Genomic DNA, 19,850 nt, shown 5'->3' on the forward strand with positions numbered 1-19,850 from the left:
CCCTGGAGCGCGTAGGGGAGGAACTGGAAGGGGAGGGGTGAACGCGTGGCCGATTCGGAGTCGTTCACGGAGTGCTTGAGTTGCACGAAGGGGGTCCTGCTCCCGCTTTCGGACTACGGACGCGACGGGGCACCGATCCGGTACAAGGCATGGGTCTGCTCGGACCCCAAGTGCGGGTTTAACATCCGCATCGACAACGGTGAGATCAGCTTCGGACGTAACGTCCAGCAGTCCTACAAGTAACCTCCCCGGCGGAGACTCCGCCGCCACGCGGAGCCCCTCCATGCGGGTTCCCGCCTTCCCGCCATCGGACTGGTGGCGCTGTGCCGCCCGCGAAGTGTGGCTGCCCACCGCGGCCGAGATGGCGGGGATCGACCGCGCCGCCATCGAATCGGGAGCGATACCGGAACGCGCGCTGATCGAGAACGCGGGTCGAGCGTTGGCGCGCCATGTGCACGAACGGTTCCCGGCCGGCCGCGTAGCGGTGCTCGCGGGAAGCGGTCACAACGGCGCCGACGCCCTCGTGGCGGGACGGACCCTCTCCGCCTGGGGACGATCCGTCGGGTTCCTCCGATGCGGAAGCCGAACCCCGGATCCGGATGTCCTCGCGGGCTGGAGCCTGACTCTCGACCCGCCGGAAGCGCTGGACCGGGAACTCGCCGCGGCCGATGTCGTCATCGACGGCATTCTGGGGACGGGCCTGACGACGGCGCCCCGCCCGCCCCAGGCGAAGATCATCGAACGCGTGAACGCAGCCCGGGCCGCCGTGGTCGCGGCCGATGGTCCCAGCGGCGTGGACTTTACGACGGGTCGCGTGCCGGGGGCCGCAATTCGGGCCGACCTGACCGTCACCTTCGGGTGGCCGAAGACCGGCCTGCTGAGTTTCCCGGCGCGCGAGCGCATCGGCGATCTGATTTCGGTCGAGATCGGCTTTCCGCCGCCGGAGCCGCCTCCGTCCGCCCGGGCCGTGACGGCGGCATGGGTGGCCGGCCTCCTCGGAGAGCGGGCCGCCGACGGCCACAAGGGCGACGCGGGCTACCTCGCGATCCTTGGCGGAGAGCGTGGCATGGCCGGCGCCGTGGTGCTTGCCGCCCGCGCCGCGATCCGGGCGGGGGCCGGCATCGTGCGCGTCGTGAGCGCCGCGGAGAACCGGAAGATCGTGCAGACCGGCGTCCCCGAGGCCGTATTCGTCGACTGGTCCTCGTCCGAGGCGGTCCGGTCGACGCTGAACTGGGCCGGCGCGGTCGCCGTCGGACCGGGTCTGGGAACGGGGCCGAAGCGAGCCGAGTTGATGCGGCGCGTGCTGGAGGATGGGTCCGTCCCGCTCGTCCTCGATGCGGACGCGCTGAACGTGCTTTCGGCGGAGGCGGCGGAGGCCGGGGTCCCGCTTGGTCCGCTCGCACCGCGCCGTTCCGTCCTCCTGACTCCGCATCCCGGCGAGATGGCGCGGTTGCTCGGCACGTCCGTGGGTGAAGTCCGCGGAGATGCCCCGACCGCGGCCCGGCGGCTGGCCGGTGCGACGGGGGCGACCGTGCTGCTCAAGGGCGCGCCGACCTGGGTCGCGCGGCCGGGGGGCGAACTGCGCGCGACCACGCTCGTGAGTCCGGCGTTCGCGAGCGGCGGCATGGGCGACGTGCTGACCGGCGTGTGCGGTGCCTGTCTGGCGTCCGGCCTCGGCCCCGCCGACGCGGCGTCCGCCGCTCTGACGCTCACGGCTCTCGCGATTCTGCACGACGTGGACGAGATCGGCGGATCCGCGGCGGACGTGCCGGACGCACTGCCGGCCGCGCGCCGGGCGTTGGGCACGGTGCGATCCGGCGTCTGGCCGGGGGTCAACCTCGCCCTTCCCGCCGTGCCGCCCGCCGCCACCGGGGACCGGGTCGGATGAACATCACCGGTCCGGCGCTCGCGGAGGGGCCCGAAACGGCGCGCATTCGGGCGCTCCTGGACGGAGCCGGTGCGGACGGCAGCCGCACCGACCCGGCGGTCACCGTCACGCTGCCGGTCGGAGACGATGCCGCGGCCTTCCGTCCTCCGGATGGCGCGCAGGTCGTGGTGAGCTGCGACGCGAGCGTGGAGGGCGTCCACTTTCGCCGCGAATGGATGACGTGGGAGACGATCGGGTACCGCGCGGCTGCGTCGGCGCTGAGCGACCTCGCGGCCATGGCCGCGACTCCCGTCGGCCTCGTCGTGGCGGCGGCGCTGCCCCCCGAGTTGGACGTCGAGATCGCCGCGGCCCTCGGGCGGGGCGTGGGAGGGATCGCCGGCCGGGTTGGCGCGGAGGTCCTCGGCGGCGATCTGGTCGCGTCGCCGGGGCCGGCGTTCCTCGACGTCACCGTCCTCGGTCATGCGGCGGCTCCGACGACGCGGAGCGGGGCGCGCCCGGGCGATGAGCTGTGGGTGACCGGAGAACTCGGCGCGGCCGCGACCGCGCTGCGCGACCTGGAGCGGGGACTGGAGCCGGACCCGGGGGCCCGCCGTGCCTTCGACCGACCACGCCCCCGGATCGAGGAGATGCTGTGGCTCCGGGAACGAGTGCGGATCCACGCCGCGATCGACCTTTCCGACGGTGTGATGCGGGATGCGCGCCATCTCGCGGCGGCTTCCCGGGTCGCTCTGGAAGTCGAGGCGGATCGCCTCCCGGCCGCCCCCGCGCTCGAGGGCTTTCGTCATGCGCCGGCCGGGGAACGCCTCCTCCTCGCCGGCGGTGAGGACTACGAACTGCTCCTTGCCGTGCCCGCCGGAGCCATGCAGGGGACGGAGCGGGCATTCGCCGTCGCGTTCGATCTCCCGCTCACGCGCATCGGGAGCGTGCGCGAAGGCGAGGGGCTGACCGTGAGCGGGCGTTTGAATCCGGAGCTTCCCGAGGGATTCGACCATTTCGAGGTCGGGCGTTGATCAGGACGGCGGTCTTCTACGTCGCCCTCGTGCTTTCAACGATCTTCTTCGGGGCCTTGGCGGCGACGGTTGCTCTCGTCCGAGGCGGCCGGGCATGGATGGACCGCGCCAACCGGGGGTGGGCTCGCTCCGTGCTGTGGGCTGCGGGAGTGCGCGTCACGGTCCACGGCCTCGAGCACCTCCACCCGTCGGGGGTCCAGATCATCGCCGCGAATCACCAGTCGTACTTCGACATCTGGGCGCTCATCGCCGGGCTTCCCGCGTCCATACGCTTCATCGCGAAGCGGGAGTTGGGGAACATTCCGATGCTCTCGGTGGGGATGCGCTCGGCGGGGCATGTGCTCATCGACCGCGACCGGCCCCGGAGCGCCAGAGAAACGCTTCGGCGGGCGAGCGACCGGATGCATGCCGAGCAACTGACGCTCGTGCTGTTTCCCGAAGGGACGCGGTCGCGGGACGGCCGACTGGGGCGTTTCCGGCGAGGTGCCTTCGCCCTCGCGCTGGAGACGCGGGCGCCCCTGGTTCCCGCGGCGGTCGATGGAGGCCAGCGCGTCTATCCGCCCGGTGCGAAGCGGGTGAGCCCCGGCATGGTCACGGTGCGGCTGGGGCCGGCGATCCGGCTGGAGGGAGCGGAGCCGGCGGACCGGGGGACGTTGATGCGCGAGACCCGTGCCGCCATCGAAGGGATGCTCCCGGACGGCGGCTCGGGCGGCGGCGCGTCAGGGTAGCCGTGGTCTTGCCGAATACGACACCAGGATGGTCCCCGCGCGACTTTGTTCCGGGGCCGCAGGGCCCTATCTTCCGGCACGGGTGGAGGAAGATGCGATCGTCGGGATCGCCGGGGGGAGGGGACACGCCTGCATGAACCGCCCCATACAGCACCGCAGCCGAAGCGTTCTGTGACGGCCATCGTCCGGGTCGCCGGCCGCGAGATCGTCGATTCGCGCGGCAACCCGACGGTCGAGGCCGACGTGCACCTCGAGAACGGCGCGATCGGCCGCGCCGCCGTACCGAGCGGCGCATCGACCGGCGAGCACGAGTCGGTCGAGCTGCGCGACCGCGACCCCGCGCGCTACGGCGGCAAGGGCGTGCGACGCGCGGTCGCGCACGTCAATGGTGAGATCGCCGCCGCCGTGCGAGGGTGGGACGCCTCGGACCAGCGCGGGCTCGACACCGCGCTCATCACGCTGGACGGTACCCCGAACAAGGGCCGTCTCGGCGCGAACGCAATCCTCGCCGTGTCCATGGCGGCGGCGCGCGCGGCCGCGGCTTCGGCGGGGGCGCCCCTGTTCCGGCACCTCGGCGGGGATCCGCACGTCCTTCCGGTCCCGATGCTGAATATCCTCAACGGGGGCGCGCACGCGAACAACGCCGTCGACATACAGGAGTTCATGATTCTTCCCGTCGGCGTTCAGCGCTTCTCCGAAGGTCTTCGGGTCGGCGTGGAGGTGTTCCACGCGCTGAGGCGCCGACTGTCGGATGCGGGATATTCGACCGCCGTCGGGGACGAGGGCGGGGTGGCGCCGGATCTGACTTCGAACCGCGAGGCCCTGGACCTCATCATGGCGGCGATCGTCGACGCGGGCTACGAGCCCGGCGCGGAGGTCGCACTCTCTCTCGATTGTGCCGCGTCGGAGTTCTACGACGCGAAGGCCGGAACGTACCGGCTTGAGAGCGCCGGCGAAGCAGGAGAACTCGACGCACGGGCTCTCGTGTCGCTCTACGAGGACTGGCTGGCAGCGTATCCCATCGTCTCGATCGAAGACGGTCTCCACGAAAACGACTGGGAGGGATGGGCGACGCTCACGTCCCGGGTCGGGGACCGCGTTCAGCTCGTGGGGGACGATCTCTTCGTGACCAACGTGGATCGTCTGGCCCGCGGGATCGAGACCGGGGTCGGGAACGCGATCCTCATCAAGCTCAATCAGATCGGGACCGTGAGCGAGACGCTGGATGCGATCCGCCTGGCCGCGGGAGCGAACTTCGGCGTCGTGATCTCGCACCGCTCGGGGGAAACGGCCGACACGTTCATCGCGGACCTCGCCGTGGCGACGAACGCCGGACAGATCAAAACGGGAAGCGCGTGCCGTTCGGAGCGCGTCGCGAAGTACAACCAGCTGCTGCGGATTGAAGAACGGCTCGGCCCGAGGGCGACCTATCCGGGGTCCGCCGTGTACGGAGGTCGATGATGGCGGAGGCGGCCAACCGTCGGCTCACGCGGGCCATCACCTTCATCGCCCTGATCGGCGCGGGCTATTACTGGATGGTGGGTGGAGAATACACGAGGGCCGGACTGGATCGACTCGAGCGGGAGATCGAATCGCGGAGAGCGGAGGGTACGGCCCGCGAAGATGAGCTCGCGTCGATCCGGGCCTGGGCCGACAGTCTCGTGTCGAACTCCTGGGCGATCGAGCGCGTGGCGCGGGAACGGTACGGATTCGTCCGTCCCGACGAGATCCTGGTGCGGTTCGTCGAGCTGGGAGACGGAAGTGATCCTCCTTCGCCGCCTCCGCGAGTGAACACACCTCCGTGAGCCGCGAACGCCCTGGCGGTTCGTGGCGGAATCCTGCGCCAGCGGCGGGAGCGGCTTCCCCGGCGCCCGCGGCTTGCCCCGCGCGCCACGACGTGTAGGATAGCGGACCCACAGGACGGCAGGGTAGCTCAGCCTGGTAGAGCAAGGGACTCATAAGCCCTGGGTCGGGGGTTCAAATCCCCCCCCTGCCACTCGTTATGGCGGCGCAACAGGAACTCGGAGCCGGGCCCGTGCGGGCCCTCGTGCGGTTCTCCGGCGAGCTCTCGACCAAGGCGCGCCGGACGCGGTCGCGCTTCCAGAACCGGCTCGCGACCAATCTGCGCGATGCGTTCGAAGCCGAAGGGATCGACGCCGCGCTCGAGTCCGGCTGGAGCCGCTTCCATGTCGAGAGCCCGGACGCGGCCTTTCTCGATCCTCTCCTGCGCACCTTCGGCGTGTCCAGTTGCTCCGTGCTGGCCGGCGAGTGCGAGGCGGACCTGGACACGATCATCGCCACGGGCACGACCCTCTTTGCCGAATCCGTGCGGGGCCGGAGCTACGCGGTGCGGGCCCGCCGCTCCGGTTCGCACCGCTTTTCCTCCTCCGACATCCAGCAGCGTCTCGGGGCGGCCCTCAACCCCGGCGCCACCGTGAACCTCGGGAATCCGGACATCACCGTGTTCGTCGAGGTCCGTGACGAACGGGTCTTCTTTCACGAGGACAGGATCCGGGGACCGTCCGGCCTGCCGCTCGGAGTGCAGGGGCACGCCCTCGCCCTCATCTCCGGCGGTTTCGACTCGGCGGTCGCCGCCTGGATGGCGCTGCGCCGGGGGATTCGCCTCGACTACGCCTTCTGCAACCTCGGCGGGAGCGCCTACGAGCGGTTGGTCGTCGAGGTCACGAAGATCCTGGCGGATCGCTGGAGCTACGGGACGCGGCCCCGGCTGCACGTCCTCGATTTCGGCCCGGTCGTCGAGGCGATGCGGGCCCGCGCCAAGCCCGCGTACCTGCAGGTCGTCCTCAAGCGGATGATGTATCGGGCGGCCGCGACGATCGGGGAACGGATCGGCGCCGAGGCGATCGTCACGGGCGAATCGGTCGGGCAGGTCTCGTCGCAGACGCTCCGCAATCTCCGCGCGATTGAGAACGCCTCCTCGCTCCCGGTGCTTCGACCCCTGCTCGGATTCCACAAGGAGGAGATCCTTGATCGGGCGCGGGAGATCGGCACCTACGACCTGTCGGCCCGGGTGCGCGAGTACTGCGACCTCGTGCCGCAACGGCCGGTCACCGCGTCGTCGCCCGAGGCCGCCGCGGCGCAGGAGTCGGCCGTGGGCCTCGAGGAACTCGACGAGGCGGTTGCCGGCGCGGCCATGCACGATGTGCGCGCCCTGCGTCCGGAATCCATGGTCGGAGCGTCCCTGTACGTGGCCGAGGTGCCCGACGGAGCGGTCATCCTCGACACCCGCGCCCGCGACGCATTCGAGGCCTGGCACTGGCCGGGGGCGACCCTCCGCGATCTCCCGCAACTCGAGCGGGACTTCGGCGAACTCGATCGCGACGCGACGTACGTGCTATGCTGCACGGAGGGCGTGCGAACGGCCTACCTGGCCGAGGTCATGCAACGGGCGGGGTACGAGGCCTACTCCTTCCTGGGCGGCGCACCCCGCATGCGGCGCATCGCGCAAGGCCGGTCGGGGATCGACTGATCGCGGCCTGTTTTGACACCCCCGCCCACGCGGGGCGAGCTTGGGCCGCATGAGCGGGAACAAGAGCGGCATGACGGCGGCCCTGGAAGCCGTGCGACGGGGGGAGGTGCCGACGCACGTCGCCGTCATCATGGACGGAAACGGCCGCTGGGCGAGACAGCGTGGCCTGCCGAGATGGGAAGGGCACCGCGCGGGCATGACGGCGGTGCGCGAGATCATCGAGGGGTCGGTGGAGGCCGGCGTGGCCCACCTCACCCTGTACGCCTTCTCGGATGAGAACTGGTTCCGGCCTTCCATGGAGGTGGAGGCGCTGATGACGCTCCTCCAGGAGTACGTGAGGAGCCAGCGCGAAGCTCTCGTCAAGCACGGAATCCGGGTCACCGTGTTCGGTGATCGGGTGCGGCTTCCGGAGGAGGTCCGGCAGGCGATCGCGGACCTCGAGGCGTCGACGGAGGGTGGGACGGCCCTGGAAGTGCACCTCGCGATCAGCTACGGATCGCGGGCGGAACTCGCGGGGGTGGCGCGAACGCTTGCGCAGCGATGCCTGGAGGGCGAGCTGGCCCCGGAGGAGATCGACGCCGAACGCTTCGGGGCCGAACTCCTGACGAGGGACTGGCCGGACCCGGACCTCCTGATCCGCACATCGGGAGAGCAGCGCATCTCCAACTTCCTTCTCTGGCAACTCGCGTACGCGGAACTCTTCGTGACGGATGTCCTGTGGCCCGACTTCACCCGCGAGCACCTCTTCGGCGCGCTGGTCGACTACCGGCGCCGCGAGCGGAGATTCGGGCTGGTGAAGACGTGAGGCCTCCGGGTCCGGCATGAGTCCCAACCTCCGCAAGAGACTCGCGGTCGCAGGTGTCGGCGTCCCCCTCTGCGCGCTCGTTACCTACGCCGGCGGGGTCGTCTTCGTCACGGGGCTGGGCGCGGCGGCCGCGCTCGGTTACCGGGAATTCGCATCGATGATGCGCGGGACGGGAACGCGGGTCCTCGCGCTGCCGGGAGCGGTGGCTGCGTTCTTGTTTCCGGTCGCCGTCTTCGCGGGCGGTCTTGAGGGCGGCGGCTTCTATGCGGCGGGTCTGATGCTCGCGCTCCCCGCGCTCGCCCTCGCGACGGTGAGCCTGTCGGAGCGGCCGATCCGGGCCGCGGCCTGCACGACCTTCGGGGTCTTCTACGTCGGCGGACTGCTCGCGCTGGGCCTCCCCCTGCGCGAAGGTGGACTCCCGCTCGCGGCCACCGGCGATCCGGGTGCCGGGCGGATGGCCGGTACGCTGCTCTTCTTCCTTCCGGTCGTCATCACGTGGCTCGCCGACACGGCGGCGTACCTCGGCGGACGAGCGCTCGGGAAACGCCCGCTCGCGCCGCGTGTGAGCCCCAACAAGACGGTTGCGGGAGCCGTGTGCGCGCTGCTGGCGGGCGTCGCTACCGCGGCTCTCTATCCGAGATTCCTCCTGCCGGAACTCTGGGCACTGGATGTGGTGCCGACGCTGGCTTTCGGGCTGGTCGTGACGGGGATGGCGATCGTCGGTGATCTCGCGGAATCCGCGCTCAAGCGCGAATGCGGGGTGAAGGACTCGTCGGGTCTGCTGCCCGGGCACGGGGGGATGTTGGACCGGCTCGATTCCATCCTGTGGGCGGTCCCGGCCGCGTTCCTCTTCCTCTTCCTCTTCGGGTGACGGCCGCCGAAGACGGACCGGGTTTCCCGGAGGTCGGGGCTTGAAGCACGTCGCCGTTCTCGGCGCCACGGGATCCGTTGGTGGGGGCACGCTCGACGTGATCCGCCGCCACCCAACGCGGTTTCGCGCCGCCGTCCTCACGGCGAACCGACGCTGGGAGGCGCTGGACGCGCTCGCGCTCGACCGGGACCCCGATTTCGTCGTGCTCGGGACTCCGCCGCCGGACGACTTCGCGCCGCGCTGGGCCGGAGAATGGCGGTTCGGCCCCGACGCGCTCGCGGAGGCCGCCGGATCCTCCGGGATCGACATCGTGCTCAATGCGATCGTAGGGTTTGCCGGGCTCGACGCGACGCTGACGGCGCTCGGAGCGGGGAAGCGGCTGGCGCTCGCCAACAAGGAGTCGCTCGTAGCGGGAGGAGACCTCGTGATGCGGGCGCAGCGCCGCGGAGGCGGTGAACTCCTTCCCGTGGACAGCGAACACTCCGCGGTCCACCAGTGCCTGGCCGGGCGCCCCGTGTCGGAGGTCGCGCGGGTCACCCTCACGGCTTCTGGCGGTCCCTTCCGCGAGTGGCCGGCGCGGCGACTCGCCACCGTCACTCCGGCCGATGCCCTCCGTCACCCCACATGGTCGATGGGCGCCAAGATCACGATCGACTCCGCCACGCTGGCGAACAAGGCGCTCGAGGTCATCGAAGCACACGCGTTGTTCGGTCTCCCCTACGAGCGTATCGAGGTTGTCGTCCACCCCACGTCGATCGTCCACTCCGTCGTCGAGTTCAGGGACGGTTCCTCGCTTGCGCAGCTGGGCCGGCCCTCGATGGAGGTTCCGATCCTCTGGGCCCTCGGCTACCCCGACCGGCTGGACGACGCACGCCGGGAGACGGGGTTCGACCCCGTACGGGATGGTCCACTGGAGTTTGAACCGGTGCGGGAGGAGGATTTCCCGCTCTTCCGCGCGGGGGTCGCGGCGGGAGAGGCGGGAGGCGAGTTTCCGGTGGCCTTCAACGCGGCCAACGAGGTTGCGGTCGAGCGGTTCCTCTCCGGGGACGTCGGCTTCAGGGAACTCGCCGATGTCGTGCTTCGTACGCTGGAACGGTTCTCGTCGCGCGCCATCGAATCGGTGGAGGATGCGCGACGCGTCGACGCCCGCGCGCGCGCCATCGCCCGCGACCCACATGGGGAGTCCAAGTCGGGAGACGCTGAGTGATCGTAACGATTCTGGTAACCATCCTTGTCCTGGGCGTGCTCATTTTCGTGCACGAGCTGGGGCATTTCGCCGCTGCGAAGAGCGTTGGGATCGACGTGCCGCGGTTTTCGATCGGTCTGGGACCGAAGATGGTGGGATTCCGGCGCGGTGGAACGGAGTACGTCCTCTCATGGATCCCGCTCGGCGGCTACGTCAAGATGGCGGGGATGGCGGACGAGGAAGTGACATCGACGCTCGAGGGCGGAGGCGCGCCGGAAGAGACGGCACGGCGCAAAGCGGGCCCGGGGCCCGGAGATTTTGACGGGAAGCCGCTCTGGGCCCGCGTTTTCGCCATCTCGGCCGGCGTCATCATGAACTGGTTGTTCGCGGTCGTTGCCTTCGCCGCGCTCGCGATGGGGCGTGGCGTGTTCGAGCCGCGGATCGTCGAGGTTGCGCCCGGATCGCCTGCGGCGGAGGCGGGACTTCGGAGCGACGATCTGATCCGGCGCGTGGATGGTGTCGCGGTGCACGACCCCGCCCAGGCGACTATGCGGATCGAGCGACGCGCGGGGGAATCCATCGAGATCGTCGTGGAGCGGGGCGGGGAGCGACTCACCTTCGTCGCGACGCCCGAGGCGGTCGAGCAATACTCGGATCTCACCGGAGAATCGAGGACGGTCGGGCGCGTCGGGATCTCGATCGGCGCCGACGGAGGTCGAGCCGGCCCGATCGCGGCGCTGGGGCGCGGGTGGTCGGACACAACCTACTGGGGCGGTGCGATCCTCCAGTTCCTCGGAGACCTCGTCACCGGGCGAAGTTCGGCGCGCGAGGTCGGCGGCCCCATCCTGATCGGGGAAATTTCCGGCCGCGCCGCGCGCGCGGGATTCTGGGAACTCCTGAGCTTCATGGCGATCATCAGCGTCAATCTGGCCATCTTCAATCTGTTGCCCATTCCCGTCCTCGACGGAGGACACCTGCTCTTCCTGGCCATCGAGGCGATCCGCGGCCGGGCGCTCAGCGTCCAGGCGCGCGTACGGTTCACGACGGTGGGCATGGTCTTCGTCCTCGCACTCATGGTGTGGGCCGTGGGGAACGACGTGCTGAGGGTGCTTCTCCGCTAGGCCGCCCGCAGGGTCGAAGTCAGATCGGGAGGGACAATTGTTCGGTGCCGGCCCGGGCCCTCGCGAGCGCGGCCACGTCGTAGCGGGGGCTGGGTTCCTCCTGGACGGCGACGTCCAGTAGTCCATCGTATCCCGCCGGCGCCAGGCCCTCGGCGACCCTGTCCAGGGCGAGTTCCCGGTCGTTGCACTCCTGGCTCAGGTGGGCGAGCAGGATCCCGCCGAGTCCGGGGTGCGCGAGTTCGCGCGCGAACTCGGCCGCGTGGCGGTTGGAGAGGTGTCCGCGGCTGCCCCCGATCCGCTGCTTGACCCTCCAGGGATAGGAAGCAGCGCGGAGACGGTGTTCGTCGTGGTTCGCTTCCATGACGAGAAAGGCGCACTCCCGGAGCGCCACGCGGACAGGCGTCGTCGGTCTCCCGAGGTCCGTCGCGATCCCCACTCGCAGACCCGTGGGCCGGTGCAGGACCGTGACGGCGACGGGCTTCGCGGCATCGTGCGCGGTAGGGGCGGCCGCGATCGCGAGGTCGCCGATTTCGAGTCCCGTGAGCGGCAGGTCCGCGCATCGCTCCTGCCCGCGCAGGAGCGGGGCGCAGGCGCGTCGCGTCGGAGAATTCATCGCGAGTCGCCAGCCCCAGCGCCGCGCTCCGATGCCGATGCCCGCGGCGTGATCCCGGTGCTCGTGCGTGAGCACGACGAGGTCGATGGCTTCGGGCTCGACATCGAGTTTCGCGAGCCGGCGGGCGAGTTGAACCCCGGAGAACCCCGCATCGACGAGCACACGGGCGCGGTCGCCCTCGACGAGAAACGCGTTGCCGCGGCTGCCCGACCCCAGCGACGCGACGGTCAGGCTCACGAGCCGCGGGCCTCGTCCCAGACGTCGCCCAGCCAGTCGCGGAACTCCGCGGTCCCCTTGACGCCCCGGCGCTCGACGACGCGGACGGCGGTGGAGAGGAAATCGCCGCGACGGTGCGGCTCCGGGCTCCGGCCCCCTCCCCATGAGAAGGGCTCCACCCACTGAGGTGGCGGCTCGGCGCCGAACAGGCTGGAGCCGGCGCCGACGACCGTGCCGGTCTCGATCCGGGTGCCGACGCCGGTCTTCACGTGATCGCCGAGCAGGCAGCCGAACTTGAGGAGTCCGGTGTCCCGCCGCGCGCCGGGCGGCCCCACCCGAATCGAGCCATAGGTATGTTTGAGATCGCTGGTCACCGTGGCCGCGCCGAGGTTGACCCAGCGGCCGAGATAGGCATGCCCGAGAAACCCGTCGTGCGCCTTGTTCGAATAGCCCAGCGTCGTGACGCCGTCGACCTCGCCGCGCACCAGGGAGCGGGGTCCCCCCGAAAAGCGTGAGATGTGGCCGCCGAGGAGTTGCGATCCGGCACCCGCGTGGAGAGGCCCGCCGAGGCGGGTGCCGGCGCGGACCTGGACTTCGGCACCGAGTTCAATCGGGCCTTCGCGCGCATCGAAGAGCACGCCGGGTTCCACGCGCGCTCCCTCACCCAAGCGGATGGGGGCGTCGCCGAGGCGCCAGCATCCGTCCGGCAGCTCCGTCGCCTCCGGGCCCGGCCCGGCCGCCAGGTCCGCGGCCAGCCGTTCGGTTCCGGCGGACACGAGGTCCCACGAGTGTCGGAGCCAGGCGCCGGGTACGTTGCGGTCGGGCAGCCCGGGCCGGGGGTGGGGCTGGGCGAACCAGTCTGCCCGCGGCGGCTCGGCGTCGGCGCCCAGGCGGATGCCCGCCAGCCGGTCGGCGACCCACAGGTTGGCGGGCGCGTCGGTCCACGCCGCGTCGAGAGACGGAACCGCGCGGGCGTTCCATACGGTACAGGGCGTGGCCAGCCCGTCCGCATCCAGGCAGCGCGGCGCTCCGGGCTCCGCGTACCGGCGCAGCCACGGGCGGGTCACGTGACCGGCCAGGCGCGTCCGCGCGACCCGTTCCAGCCGCTCGCGCAACGTCCAGCGGCCGAAGACGAGTTCGCCGCACGGCCGGGTGAGCGCAAAAGGGGCCCAGCCGTCCGCCCGCTCATCGTCGAACATGACCAGCGTCGTCAACGCCGCGCTTCGGACGAAGGGGAATCCGGATCGATCCGTCCCAGACGAGCGTCGAGTCCCGCGGCCTCCTCGCGCGGCATCACGAGGAGTTCGCCGTTCGCCTCCACGATGACGAGACCCGACACTCCGATGACGGTGGCTCGGCAGGACTCGGTCCACACGACGTTGTCCGCTGCGTCGATGAGACGACTGGAGCCGACCGAGGCGTTCCCCGCATCGTCCACCTCCCGGGAGCGCAGGAGCGCGCTCCACACGCCGAGGTCGTCCCAGGCGAAGCGGGCCTCGACGACCGCCACGCGCTCGGCTCGCTCCATCACGCAGACGTCGATCGCGACCGGCTCGGCACGCGCGAAGAAACCCTCCGTATCGCCGCGCTCGAGCGCCGGCCACGCGCCCGCCAGTTCGCGCGCGCGGCGCCGGGCAACCTCCAGCAGGTCGGCGGCCCGCCAAACGAAGATGCCGGAGTTCCACAGGAAGCGTCCCGACTTCAGGTATTCCCGGGCCGTGGCGGGGTCCGGCTTCTCCACGAAGCGCCGCACCTCCCGTGCGCCGGACGCGGTCTCCCGCCCGGTCTCCAGGTACCCGAACCCGGTCTCCGGGCGGTCCGGCCGCACGCCGACGCAGCACAGGTATCCGGCCCGGGCCGCGTGGAGGGCGGGCCGGAGCGTCTCGGCGAGCGCTTCCGGGGGCTCGATGCGGTGGTCCGCGTGCATGGAGATCAGCAGGGCGCCCGGTTGTATCCGCTCGATTTCGGCGGCGGCCCAGACGAGGGCTGGCCCGGTTCCCCGCGCCTTCGGTTCGACGAGCGCAGCGACGCCCGCCGCGTCCAAGTTCGGGCGCATGAGTTTCACGAGGCGTTCGGCCGCGACGACGCGGACGCGTGGAGCGCCCACCAGCGCGACGGCACGGGCGAGCGTGTCGTCGATGAGCGGTTCGGGGCCGGCGAGGGGCAGGAGCTGCTTTGGACGGGCCGGGGTCGACGCGGGCCAGAACCGGCGGCCGAGCCCGCCCGCGAGGACCGCGCAGTACGCCTCGAGGTGCACCGACAGAGCCTCCCTCCCGTCCTCCGAACCGCCCTTCGCGTGCGCCGGGATCGTCCCGCCGCGGGCCGGCCGCGACGCGGCCAAGCTACGGGCGCCGCAGGTGCCGCGCCACGTTGCCGACCGGGCCCGCCAATCCTGCTTCGTCTGCGCGTTTTTTCTTGCCCGAGTCCCGACCGGGCGACAGTTTTCGCGCCATGCTCCCCCGATACCGAACCTGCCCGTCCGTCCGGCTCGGAGCGCTGATCCTCGCGCTCGCGGCGACGGCTTGCGACGATCCGTTCGATGCCTTCCTCGGCGATGTCCCACTCACGCCGACGGAAGTTACGCTGTATGACTACGTGACGGGTCGCCTCGAAGATCCCCCGGCGTTCGACATCGTACTCGCGATTCCGGCCCGCGTGGACCAGACGCTGAACTGGGATTTCCTCTTTCGGATCCAGGCCGGGACGCCGGAACTCGTCCCCTTCTCGGCGGTTGCGGACAGCGTCACGGACGCGGGGCTCCAGATCACCGGCGAACGCTTCGACGCCGTGCTCGAAGCTCCGGAGGAGGGCTATACCCTGAACGCACCCATCGCGGTGCAGCCGGGGGACGTGCTCATCGCCCGCAGTCGAGTCGATCCGAACAACTTTCTCGCCTGCAGCCGCTACGCGAAGCTGCAGGTTCTCTCCATCGACCCCGATGCGGGCACGATCGTCTTCCGCCACCTGGTGAACCCGAACTGCGGAGACATCGTCCTCGAACCGGGCACGCACGGTTCGCTGTGACGCCCTGTCCGGCCGATCCCGCCCCCCAGCGAGATGCTTGACCTCAGAACCCTCCGCGACGATCCCGAACGCGTCCGCGATGCCATGCGGAGACGCGGCGACGAGCACGCCGCGGGACTCGTGGAGGAGACGCTGCGGGCGGATGAGGTCCGCCGCCGCCTGATCCGGGAGGTGGAAGTCCTCAAGGCCGAGCGGAACACGGCGTCGAAGGCGATCGGCGCGGCGAAGGGCAGGGGAGAGGACGCATCGGCGGAGATCGAGGCCATGCGCCGCGTGGCCGCGCGGATCCGGGCCCTCGACGCGGACCTCGCCCGGACCGAGGCGGAAATGCGTGATTGGCTCCTGCAGATCCCGAATATCCCGGACCCCCGCGTCCCGCCCGGCGAGGAAGGGGAAGGGCCGACGGTCGCGGAGTGGGGCGCCCCGCGGAAGGGCGAAGTACCGCCGCACTGGGTGCTCGGTGCAACGCACGGCCATACGGACCCCGCCGCCGGCGCGCTGCCGGGGGGACGGACGCCGTCGCTGGATATCGAGCGCGGGGCGAAGATCGCGGGCTCCGGTTTTCCGCTCCTGGTCGGGGGCGGCGCCCGCCTCAGCCGCGCGCTCATTCAGTTCATGCTCGACCTCCACGTCCGCGAGCACGGATACCTCGAGATCCTGCCTCCCCTCGTCGTCTCGCGGGATTCGATGACGGGGACCGGTCACATCCCCAAGTTCGAGGACGACGCCTACCGGACGGATCCCGACGACCTCTTCCTCGTGCCCACGGCCGAGGTGCCCCTCACGAATATGCACCGGGGAGAGATCCTGTCCGCGGACGACCTTCCCCTGGCGTACGTCGCGCACACGCCCTGCTTCCGGCGGGAGGCCGGCGCCGCGGGCCGCGACACGCGAGGGCTCCTGCGGGTGCACCAGTTCGACAAGGTGGAGATCGTCCGCATCTGCCGGCCCGAAGAATCGGAGGCGCAACTGGAGCTCCTGACCCGCCACGCGGAGCGGGTGCTCGAGCTTCTTGAAGTCCCCTACCGCCGGGTTCTGCTCCCGCTGGGAGATCTCGGATTCGCGAACGCGATCACGTACGACCTGGAGATCTGGGCTCCGGGCGTCGAGGCATGGCTCGAGGTGTCCAGCTGTTCTTCGTACGGGGACTTCCAGGCGCGGCGCTCCGATATCCGCTTCCGGCCCGAGGGCGGAGGACGCCCCCTGCACGTGCACACGCTCAACGGCTCGGCGCTGGCTCTCGCCCGGCTCATCGTGGTGTTGCTCGAGACGGGCTTCCGCGAGGGTGAGGGGATCCTGCTCCCGGAGATTCTCCACCCCTATCTCGGGTTCGAGCGGCTCGAGCTCTGCCGGTGATCCGGCTCTGGAACCGGCGCGGCGGCGCGCTTCTGCTTGCGATTCTGTCCACGAGCGTCCTCGTCTGGTCCGCCATCTTCTCGCGTCAACAGGCGGAGGAACGCCGGCTCGACGCCGCGGTCCTCGGGCAGTTGACGGCGATCAGCATCGCGGCCGCGTCGGGCAACCTCACGGTCGAGGAACAGAACGAACTCTGGAACCAGGCCTCGCAGCAGGTGGGCGCCCAGGTCCGGCGTCTCCGCATCCCCATCGTGATCACCGACACGCTGGGCAACCCGAGCAGTTCCGCGCACCTGCCCGATGACTTCCCGCTCGACCCGACCGGCGAACCGGACGACCAGGCGCTACGCGAATTCGTGGCGGAACTCGACGCCCTGCGGCCGCCCTTCGAGGCGCCCGGCCTCCAGGTCCACTTCGGCGACCCCGAGTTCACGAGCAGTCTTCGCCTGGTCCCGTGGCTGCAGGCGGCGTCGCTCCTCGTCATCCTCGGCAGTGGCGGCTGGCTCCTCTTCCTCTCCTTCCGGAGCGAGCGGGAGCGTATCTGGTCTGCCATGGCCAGGGAATCGGCGCACCAGATGGGGACCCCGCTGAGTTCGCTCGTCGGCTGGCTGGAGGTGCTCGAAGACCGGCCGCGCCCCCGGGGATCGGAGGTCGGGCAACCGGACCTCATCGACGAGATGGCGGCGGATGTGACGCGCCTGCAGAAGGTGTCGCGCCGCTTCGAACTCATCGGCCACAAGCCCAAGCTCGAGCCCATGTCCGTGCGCGCCACCGCCATCCAGCTTCGACAGTACTTCGAGGCGCGCCTCCCCACGCTCTCCCGCACCGGCAAGATCGAAATCGCGGTGGAGATGGAGCCCGAGTCGCCGGACGTGCTGGGCAACCCGACGCTCCTGGAGTGGGCGTTCGAGAACCTGATCAGGAACGCGATCGACGCGCTGGCCCCCGATGGCGGCCGGATCGTGATCTCCCACCTCGGCCCGAGCGGCAAGCGGTCCGTGTTCCGGGTGCTGGACACCGGGCCGGGGATCCCCCCCGCGCTCCGGGACAAGATCTTCAACATCGGCGTCACGACGAAGAAGCACGGCTGGGGCGTCGGCCTGTCTCTCGCGCGGCGCATCATCGAAGACATGCACGATGGCTCGATCCGCCTCGAGGACACGGGGCGGGGCGCGAGCTTCCGCATCGAACTCCCGCGTCACCGGCCCGGGAAACGGGGGACGTGAGGGGACTTCGCCTTAACCCGGAGCAGCGGGACGCGGTCGAACACGGCGAAGGGCCGCTGCTGGTCCTCGCCGGCGCGGGCTCCGGCAAGACGCGCGTGCTCACGGCGCGGGCCGCCCGCCTCATCGACGAGGGGCTGGAGCCCACGCGCCTCCTCGCCGTCACCTTCACGAACAAGGCCGCCGGGGAGATGCGGGAACGAATCGAGGGACTCATCGGTCGTTCCACGCGGGGCCTGTGGATCGGCACGTTCCACTCGGTCGCCGCGCGCCTCCTTCGCATCGAGGCTCCGCACACATCCCGTACGCGCGCCTTCACGATCTACGACGAGGATGACGCCATCCGCACGCTCAGGGATGTGATGGAGTCGGAGGGCTACGATCCCAGGCGCTGGGCGCCCCGCGCGTTGCGCGGCCGGATCTCCAGCGCGAAGAACGCGCTCATGGGTCCCGCCGAGTACGAATCCGAGGCCTTCGACCTTCTGGCCGAGGTCGTGGCGAAGGTCTATCCCGCGTACCAGCGCGAACTGGCTCGGCGCAACGCCTACGATTTCGACGACCTCCTCTTCGAGACGGTCCGCCTGCTGGAGACGGCGGACGGCGTGCAGGACCGCTACGCCGCGCGCTTCGCTCACGTGCTCGTGGACGAGTACCAGGACACGAACCACGCCCAGTACCGGATGGTGAAGGCGCTGGCCTCGAAGCACGGCAACCTGTGCGTCGTGGGGGACGACGATCAGGCGGTGTACGGATGGCGTGGAGCGGACATCCGGAACATCCTCGACTTCGAGGCCGATTTCCACGGCGCGCACGTCGTGCGGCTGGAGCGCAACTATCGCTCGACGGGGTCGATTCTCGAGGTCGCGAACGCCGTCATCTCGCGGAACCTCGCGAGGAAGCCGAAGCGGCTGCATACGGAGCGGGAGGCCGGCGATCCGATCGAGGTCGTCCGCTGCGATGACGAGCGGGCGGAAGCGGCGTGGGTCTCGTCGCGGATCGAGGCGGGCCGCGGCGCCCGGGGCTTGAACGAGTTTGCGGTGCTTTACCGCACGAACGCCCAGTCGCGGGCCTTCGAGGAGGCGTTCCGGCGGTCCGGCATCCCGTACCGGATCGTGGGCGGCGTCCCGTTCTACGAACGTCGCGAGGTGAAGGACGTCATGGCCTATCTGCGCCTTCTCGTGAACCCGGCGGACGACGCCGCGTTCCTGCGCGCCGTGGGGTGGCCGAGGCGCGGGGTCGGGGCGAAGAGCCTCGAAAGGCTGGAGGCACTCGCCCGCGCGGGCGCCGGAGCAGGCGAAGCCGTGGAGCCGCTCGCGGCGGTTGCGGCGCGGGCGCGGCACGAAGACGGCATCCCGAGGGCGGCGGCGCGCGGCCTGAGGCGGTTCGCCGACGGGCTCGCCGACCTGCGGGCTTCGCTACCCGGCAGCGGTGCCCGGGAAGCGCTCGAGGCGTGCGTCGCAACCTTCGGCCTGGCCACGGCGCTCGCGGAGGAGGAGGACGGCGCGGACCGCCTGGAGAACGTGAGCGAACTGTTCGCGGCGGCCGAGGTGTTCGAGCGCGACGACGTGGAGGACCCCGACGACGAAGCCACGGATCTCGAATTGTTCCTGCAGTCCGTTTCGCTGCGTTCCGACCTCGATGAGGCCGACTTCGACGGTGAAGCGGTGACGATGATCACGCTGCACAATGCGAAGGGACTCGAGTTTCCGGTGGTCTTCCTGGGCGGGCTGGAGGAGGGACTCTTTCCTCTCTCGAGGGCGGTGGAGGCGCCGGGCGGGCTGGAAGAGGAACGGCGCCTCTTCTACGTGGGGGTCACGCGCGCGATGGACCGGCTGAGCCTTACGTATGCGGACCACCGCTGGCGGGCCGGGATGGCCAGTCGCTCGGCCCCGTCGAGCTTCATTGATGAACTCCCGGAGGAACACGTGCATCCGCGGCTTGCGGAGCCGCGCTGGGGGCGGCGGCGCCCCCGCGACGCCCGGGGGTTCGGCCGCCGCCCGCCGGGAGGAGGGGCGCGGGGCGGCCGCTCCTTCGCCTGGCAGAGGGGTCCGGATCGCGCATCGGGCCGTGCCACCGGTTCCGGCGGGGACGAAAGGTCGGGACCTCCGGGCGAGCTCGAGTACGACTACGAAGACTCGCAGGTGCCGCTCTCGCTCACCCCGGGCGTACGCGTGGTGCACCCGCGCTTCGGGGCCGGCGAGGTGCTGCAGGTGTACGGCTTCGGGAGGGAGGCCAAGGCCGACATCGCGTTCGAGGAGGTCGGCCGGAAGAAGGTCGTCGTCGCGTACGCGGGGTTGCGCCCGGCTTAGCAGCCGTAGC

18 protein-coding genes and 1 tRNA gene are annotated in these 19,850 nt (G+C 70.7%); 16 read left to right on the plus strand and 3 right to left on the minus strand.

Annotation, left to right across the window (positions count from 1 at the left end):
* Positions 1 to 45 precede the first annotated feature (45 nt).
* From OXN85_09055 to rseP, 12 genes are all read left to right on the plus strand, one after another.
* Positions 46 to 243: a hypothetical protein gene (locus OXN85_09055; protein ID MCY3600107.1), complete on the plus strand. Its 198-nt coding sequence runs from the start codon at positions 46 to 48 to the stop codon at positions 241 to 243.
* 40 nt (positions 244 to 283) lie between these two features.
* A complete protein-coding gene (locus OXN85_09060) occupies positions 284 to 1,888 on the plus strand; it encodes an NAD(P)H-hydrate dehydratase (GenBank protein MCY3600108.1) in 1,605 nt (534 codons plus the stop codon).
* Positions 1,885 to 2,898, plus strand: coding sequence for a thiamine-phosphate kinase (gene thiL, locus OXN85_09065; protein ID MCY3600109.1), 1,014 nt, complete (start codon positions 1,885 to 1,887; stop codon positions 2,896 to 2,898). The genes OXN85_09060 and thiL overlap by 4 nt, the downstream gene beginning before the upstream one ends.
* The gene (locus OXN85_09070) at positions 2,895 to 3,626 is read left to right on the plus strand and encodes a lysophospholipid acyltransferase family protein (protein MCY3600110.1); all 732 of its coding nucleotides are present in this window, start codon (positions 2,895 to 2,897) and stop codon (positions 3,624 to 3,626) included. The genes thiL and OXN85_09070 overlap by 4 nt, the downstream gene beginning before the upstream one ends.
* A 171-nt stretch (positions 3,627 to 3,797) precedes the next feature.
* Positions 3,798 to 5,087: a phosphopyruvate hydratase gene (gene eno / locus OXN85_09075; GenBank protein ID MCY3600111.1), complete on the plus strand. Its 1,290-nt coding sequence runs from the start codon at positions 3,798 to 3,800 to the stop codon at positions 5,085 to 5,087.
* Positions 5,084 to 5,431: a septum formation initiator family protein gene (locus tag OXN85_09080; GenBank protein MCY3600112.1), complete on the plus strand. Its 348-nt coding sequence runs from the start codon at positions 5,084 to 5,086 to the stop codon at positions 5,429 to 5,431. The genes eno and OXN85_09080 overlap by 4 nt, the downstream gene beginning before the upstream one ends.
* A gap of 117 nt (positions 5,432 to 5,548) precedes the next feature.
* Positions 5,549 to 5,622: transfer RNA gene (locus OXN85_09085), tRNA-Met, on the plus strand.
* 39 nt (positions 5,623 to 5,661) lie between these two features.
* On the plus strand, positions 5,662 to 7,116 hold the full coding sequence (gene thiI, locus OXN85_09090; GenBank protein MCY3600113.1) for a tRNA 4-thiouridine(8) synthase ThiI: 1,455 nt from the start codon (positions 5,662 to 5,664) through the stop codon (positions 7,114 to 7,116).
* 49 nt (positions 7,117 to 7,165) lie between these two features.
* Positions 7,166 to 7,921, plus strand: coding sequence for a polyprenyl diphosphate synthase (gene uppS, locus OXN85_09095; protein MCY3600114.1), 756 nt, complete (start codon positions 7,166 to 7,168; stop codon positions 7,919 to 7,921).
* A gap of 16 nt (positions 7,922 to 7,937) precedes the next feature.
* Positions 7,938 to 8,792, plus strand: coding sequence for a phosphatidate cytidylyltransferase (locus OXN85_09100; protein ID MCY3600115.1), 855 nt, complete (start codon positions 7,938 to 7,940; stop codon positions 8,790 to 8,792).
* A gap of 40 nt (positions 8,793 to 8,832) precedes the next feature.
* A complete protein-coding gene (dxr, locus tag OXN85_09105; GenBank protein ID MCY3600116.1) occupies positions 8,833 to 9,999 on the plus strand; it encodes a 1-deoxy-D-xylulose-5-phosphate reductoisomerase in 1,167 nt (388 codons plus the stop codon).
* A complete protein-coding gene (gene rseP / locus OXN85_09110) occupies positions 9,996 to 11,099 on the plus strand; it encodes an RIP metalloprotease RseP (protein ID MCY3600117.1) in 1,104 nt (367 codons plus the stop codon). The genes dxr and rseP overlap by 4 nt, the downstream gene beginning before the upstream one ends.
* A gap of 19 nt (positions 11,100 to 11,118) precedes the next feature.
* Here the strand turns inward: rseP and OXN85_09115 are convergent, their stop codons facing one another.
* The 3 genes from OXN85_09115 to OXN85_09125 are packed head-to-tail and all read right to left on the minus strand — an operon-like array spanning position 11,119 to position 14,269.
* On the minus strand, positions 11,119 to 11,949 hold the full coding sequence (locus OXN85_09115; protein MCY3600118.1) for an MBL fold metallo-hydrolase: 831 nt from the start codon (positions 11,947 to 11,949) through the stop codon (positions 11,119 to 11,121).
* Entirely contained in the window at positions 11,946 to 13,142 is a 1,197-nt protein-coding gene (locus OXN85_09120; protein MCY3600119.1) for a putative sugar nucleotidyl transferase, read from the minus strand. Before OXN85_09120 ends, OXN85_09115 begins: the two co-directional genes overlap by 4 nt.
* The gene (locus tag OXN85_09125; GenBank protein MCY3600120.1) at positions 13,139 to 14,269 is read right to left on the minus strand and encodes a sugar phosphate nucleotidyltransferase; all 1,131 of its coding nucleotides are present in this window, start codon (positions 14,267 to 14,269) and stop codon (positions 13,139 to 13,141) included. The genes OXN85_09120 and OXN85_09125 overlap by 4 nt, the downstream gene beginning before the upstream one ends.
* A 110-nt stretch (positions 14,270 to 14,379) precedes the next feature.
* Between OXN85_09125 and OXN85_09130 the strand changes: the two genes are divergently transcribed.
* From OXN85_09130 to OXN85_09145, 4 genes are read left to right on the plus strand one after another with little or no spacing between them, the layout of a single operon-like run.
* Positions 14,380 to 14,952 carry a hypothetical protein gene (locus OXN85_09130; GenBank protein ID MCY3600121.1) on the plus strand — a complete coding sequence of 191 codons (573 nt, stop codon included), beginning with the start codon at positions 14,380 to 14,382 and terminating at the stop codon, positions 14,950 to 14,952.
* A 33-nt stretch (positions 14,953 to 14,985) separates the two neighbouring features.
* Positions 14,986 to 16,308 carry a serine--tRNA ligase gene (serS, locus tag OXN85_09135; protein MCY3600122.1) on the plus strand — a complete coding sequence of 441 codons (1,323 nt, stop codon included), beginning with the start codon at positions 14,986 to 14,988 and terminating at the stop codon, positions 16,306 to 16,308.
* Positions 16,305 to 17,534, plus strand: a complete 1,230-nt coding sequence (locus OXN85_09140) for a HAMP domain-containing sensor histidine kinase (protein MCY3600123.1) — start codon at positions 16,305 to 16,307, stop codon at positions 17,532 to 17,534. The genes serS and OXN85_09140 overlap by 4 nt, the downstream gene beginning before the upstream one ends.
* On the plus strand, positions 17,531 to 19,840 hold the full coding sequence (locus tag OXN85_09145; GenBank protein MCY3600124.1) for a UvrD-helicase domain-containing protein: 2,310 nt from the start codon (positions 17,531 to 17,533) through the stop codon (positions 19,838 to 19,840). The genes OXN85_09140 and OXN85_09145 overlap by 4 nt, the downstream gene beginning before the upstream one ends.
* Positions 19,841 to 19,850: the final 10 nt, after the last annotated feature.

Origin of the sequence: Candidatus Palauibacter australiensis (assembly GCA_026705295.1) — a bacterium.
Taxonomy (GTDB): Bacteria; Gemmatimonadota; Gemmatimonadetes; order Palauibacterales; family Palauibacteraceae; genus Palauibacter; species Palauibacter australiensis.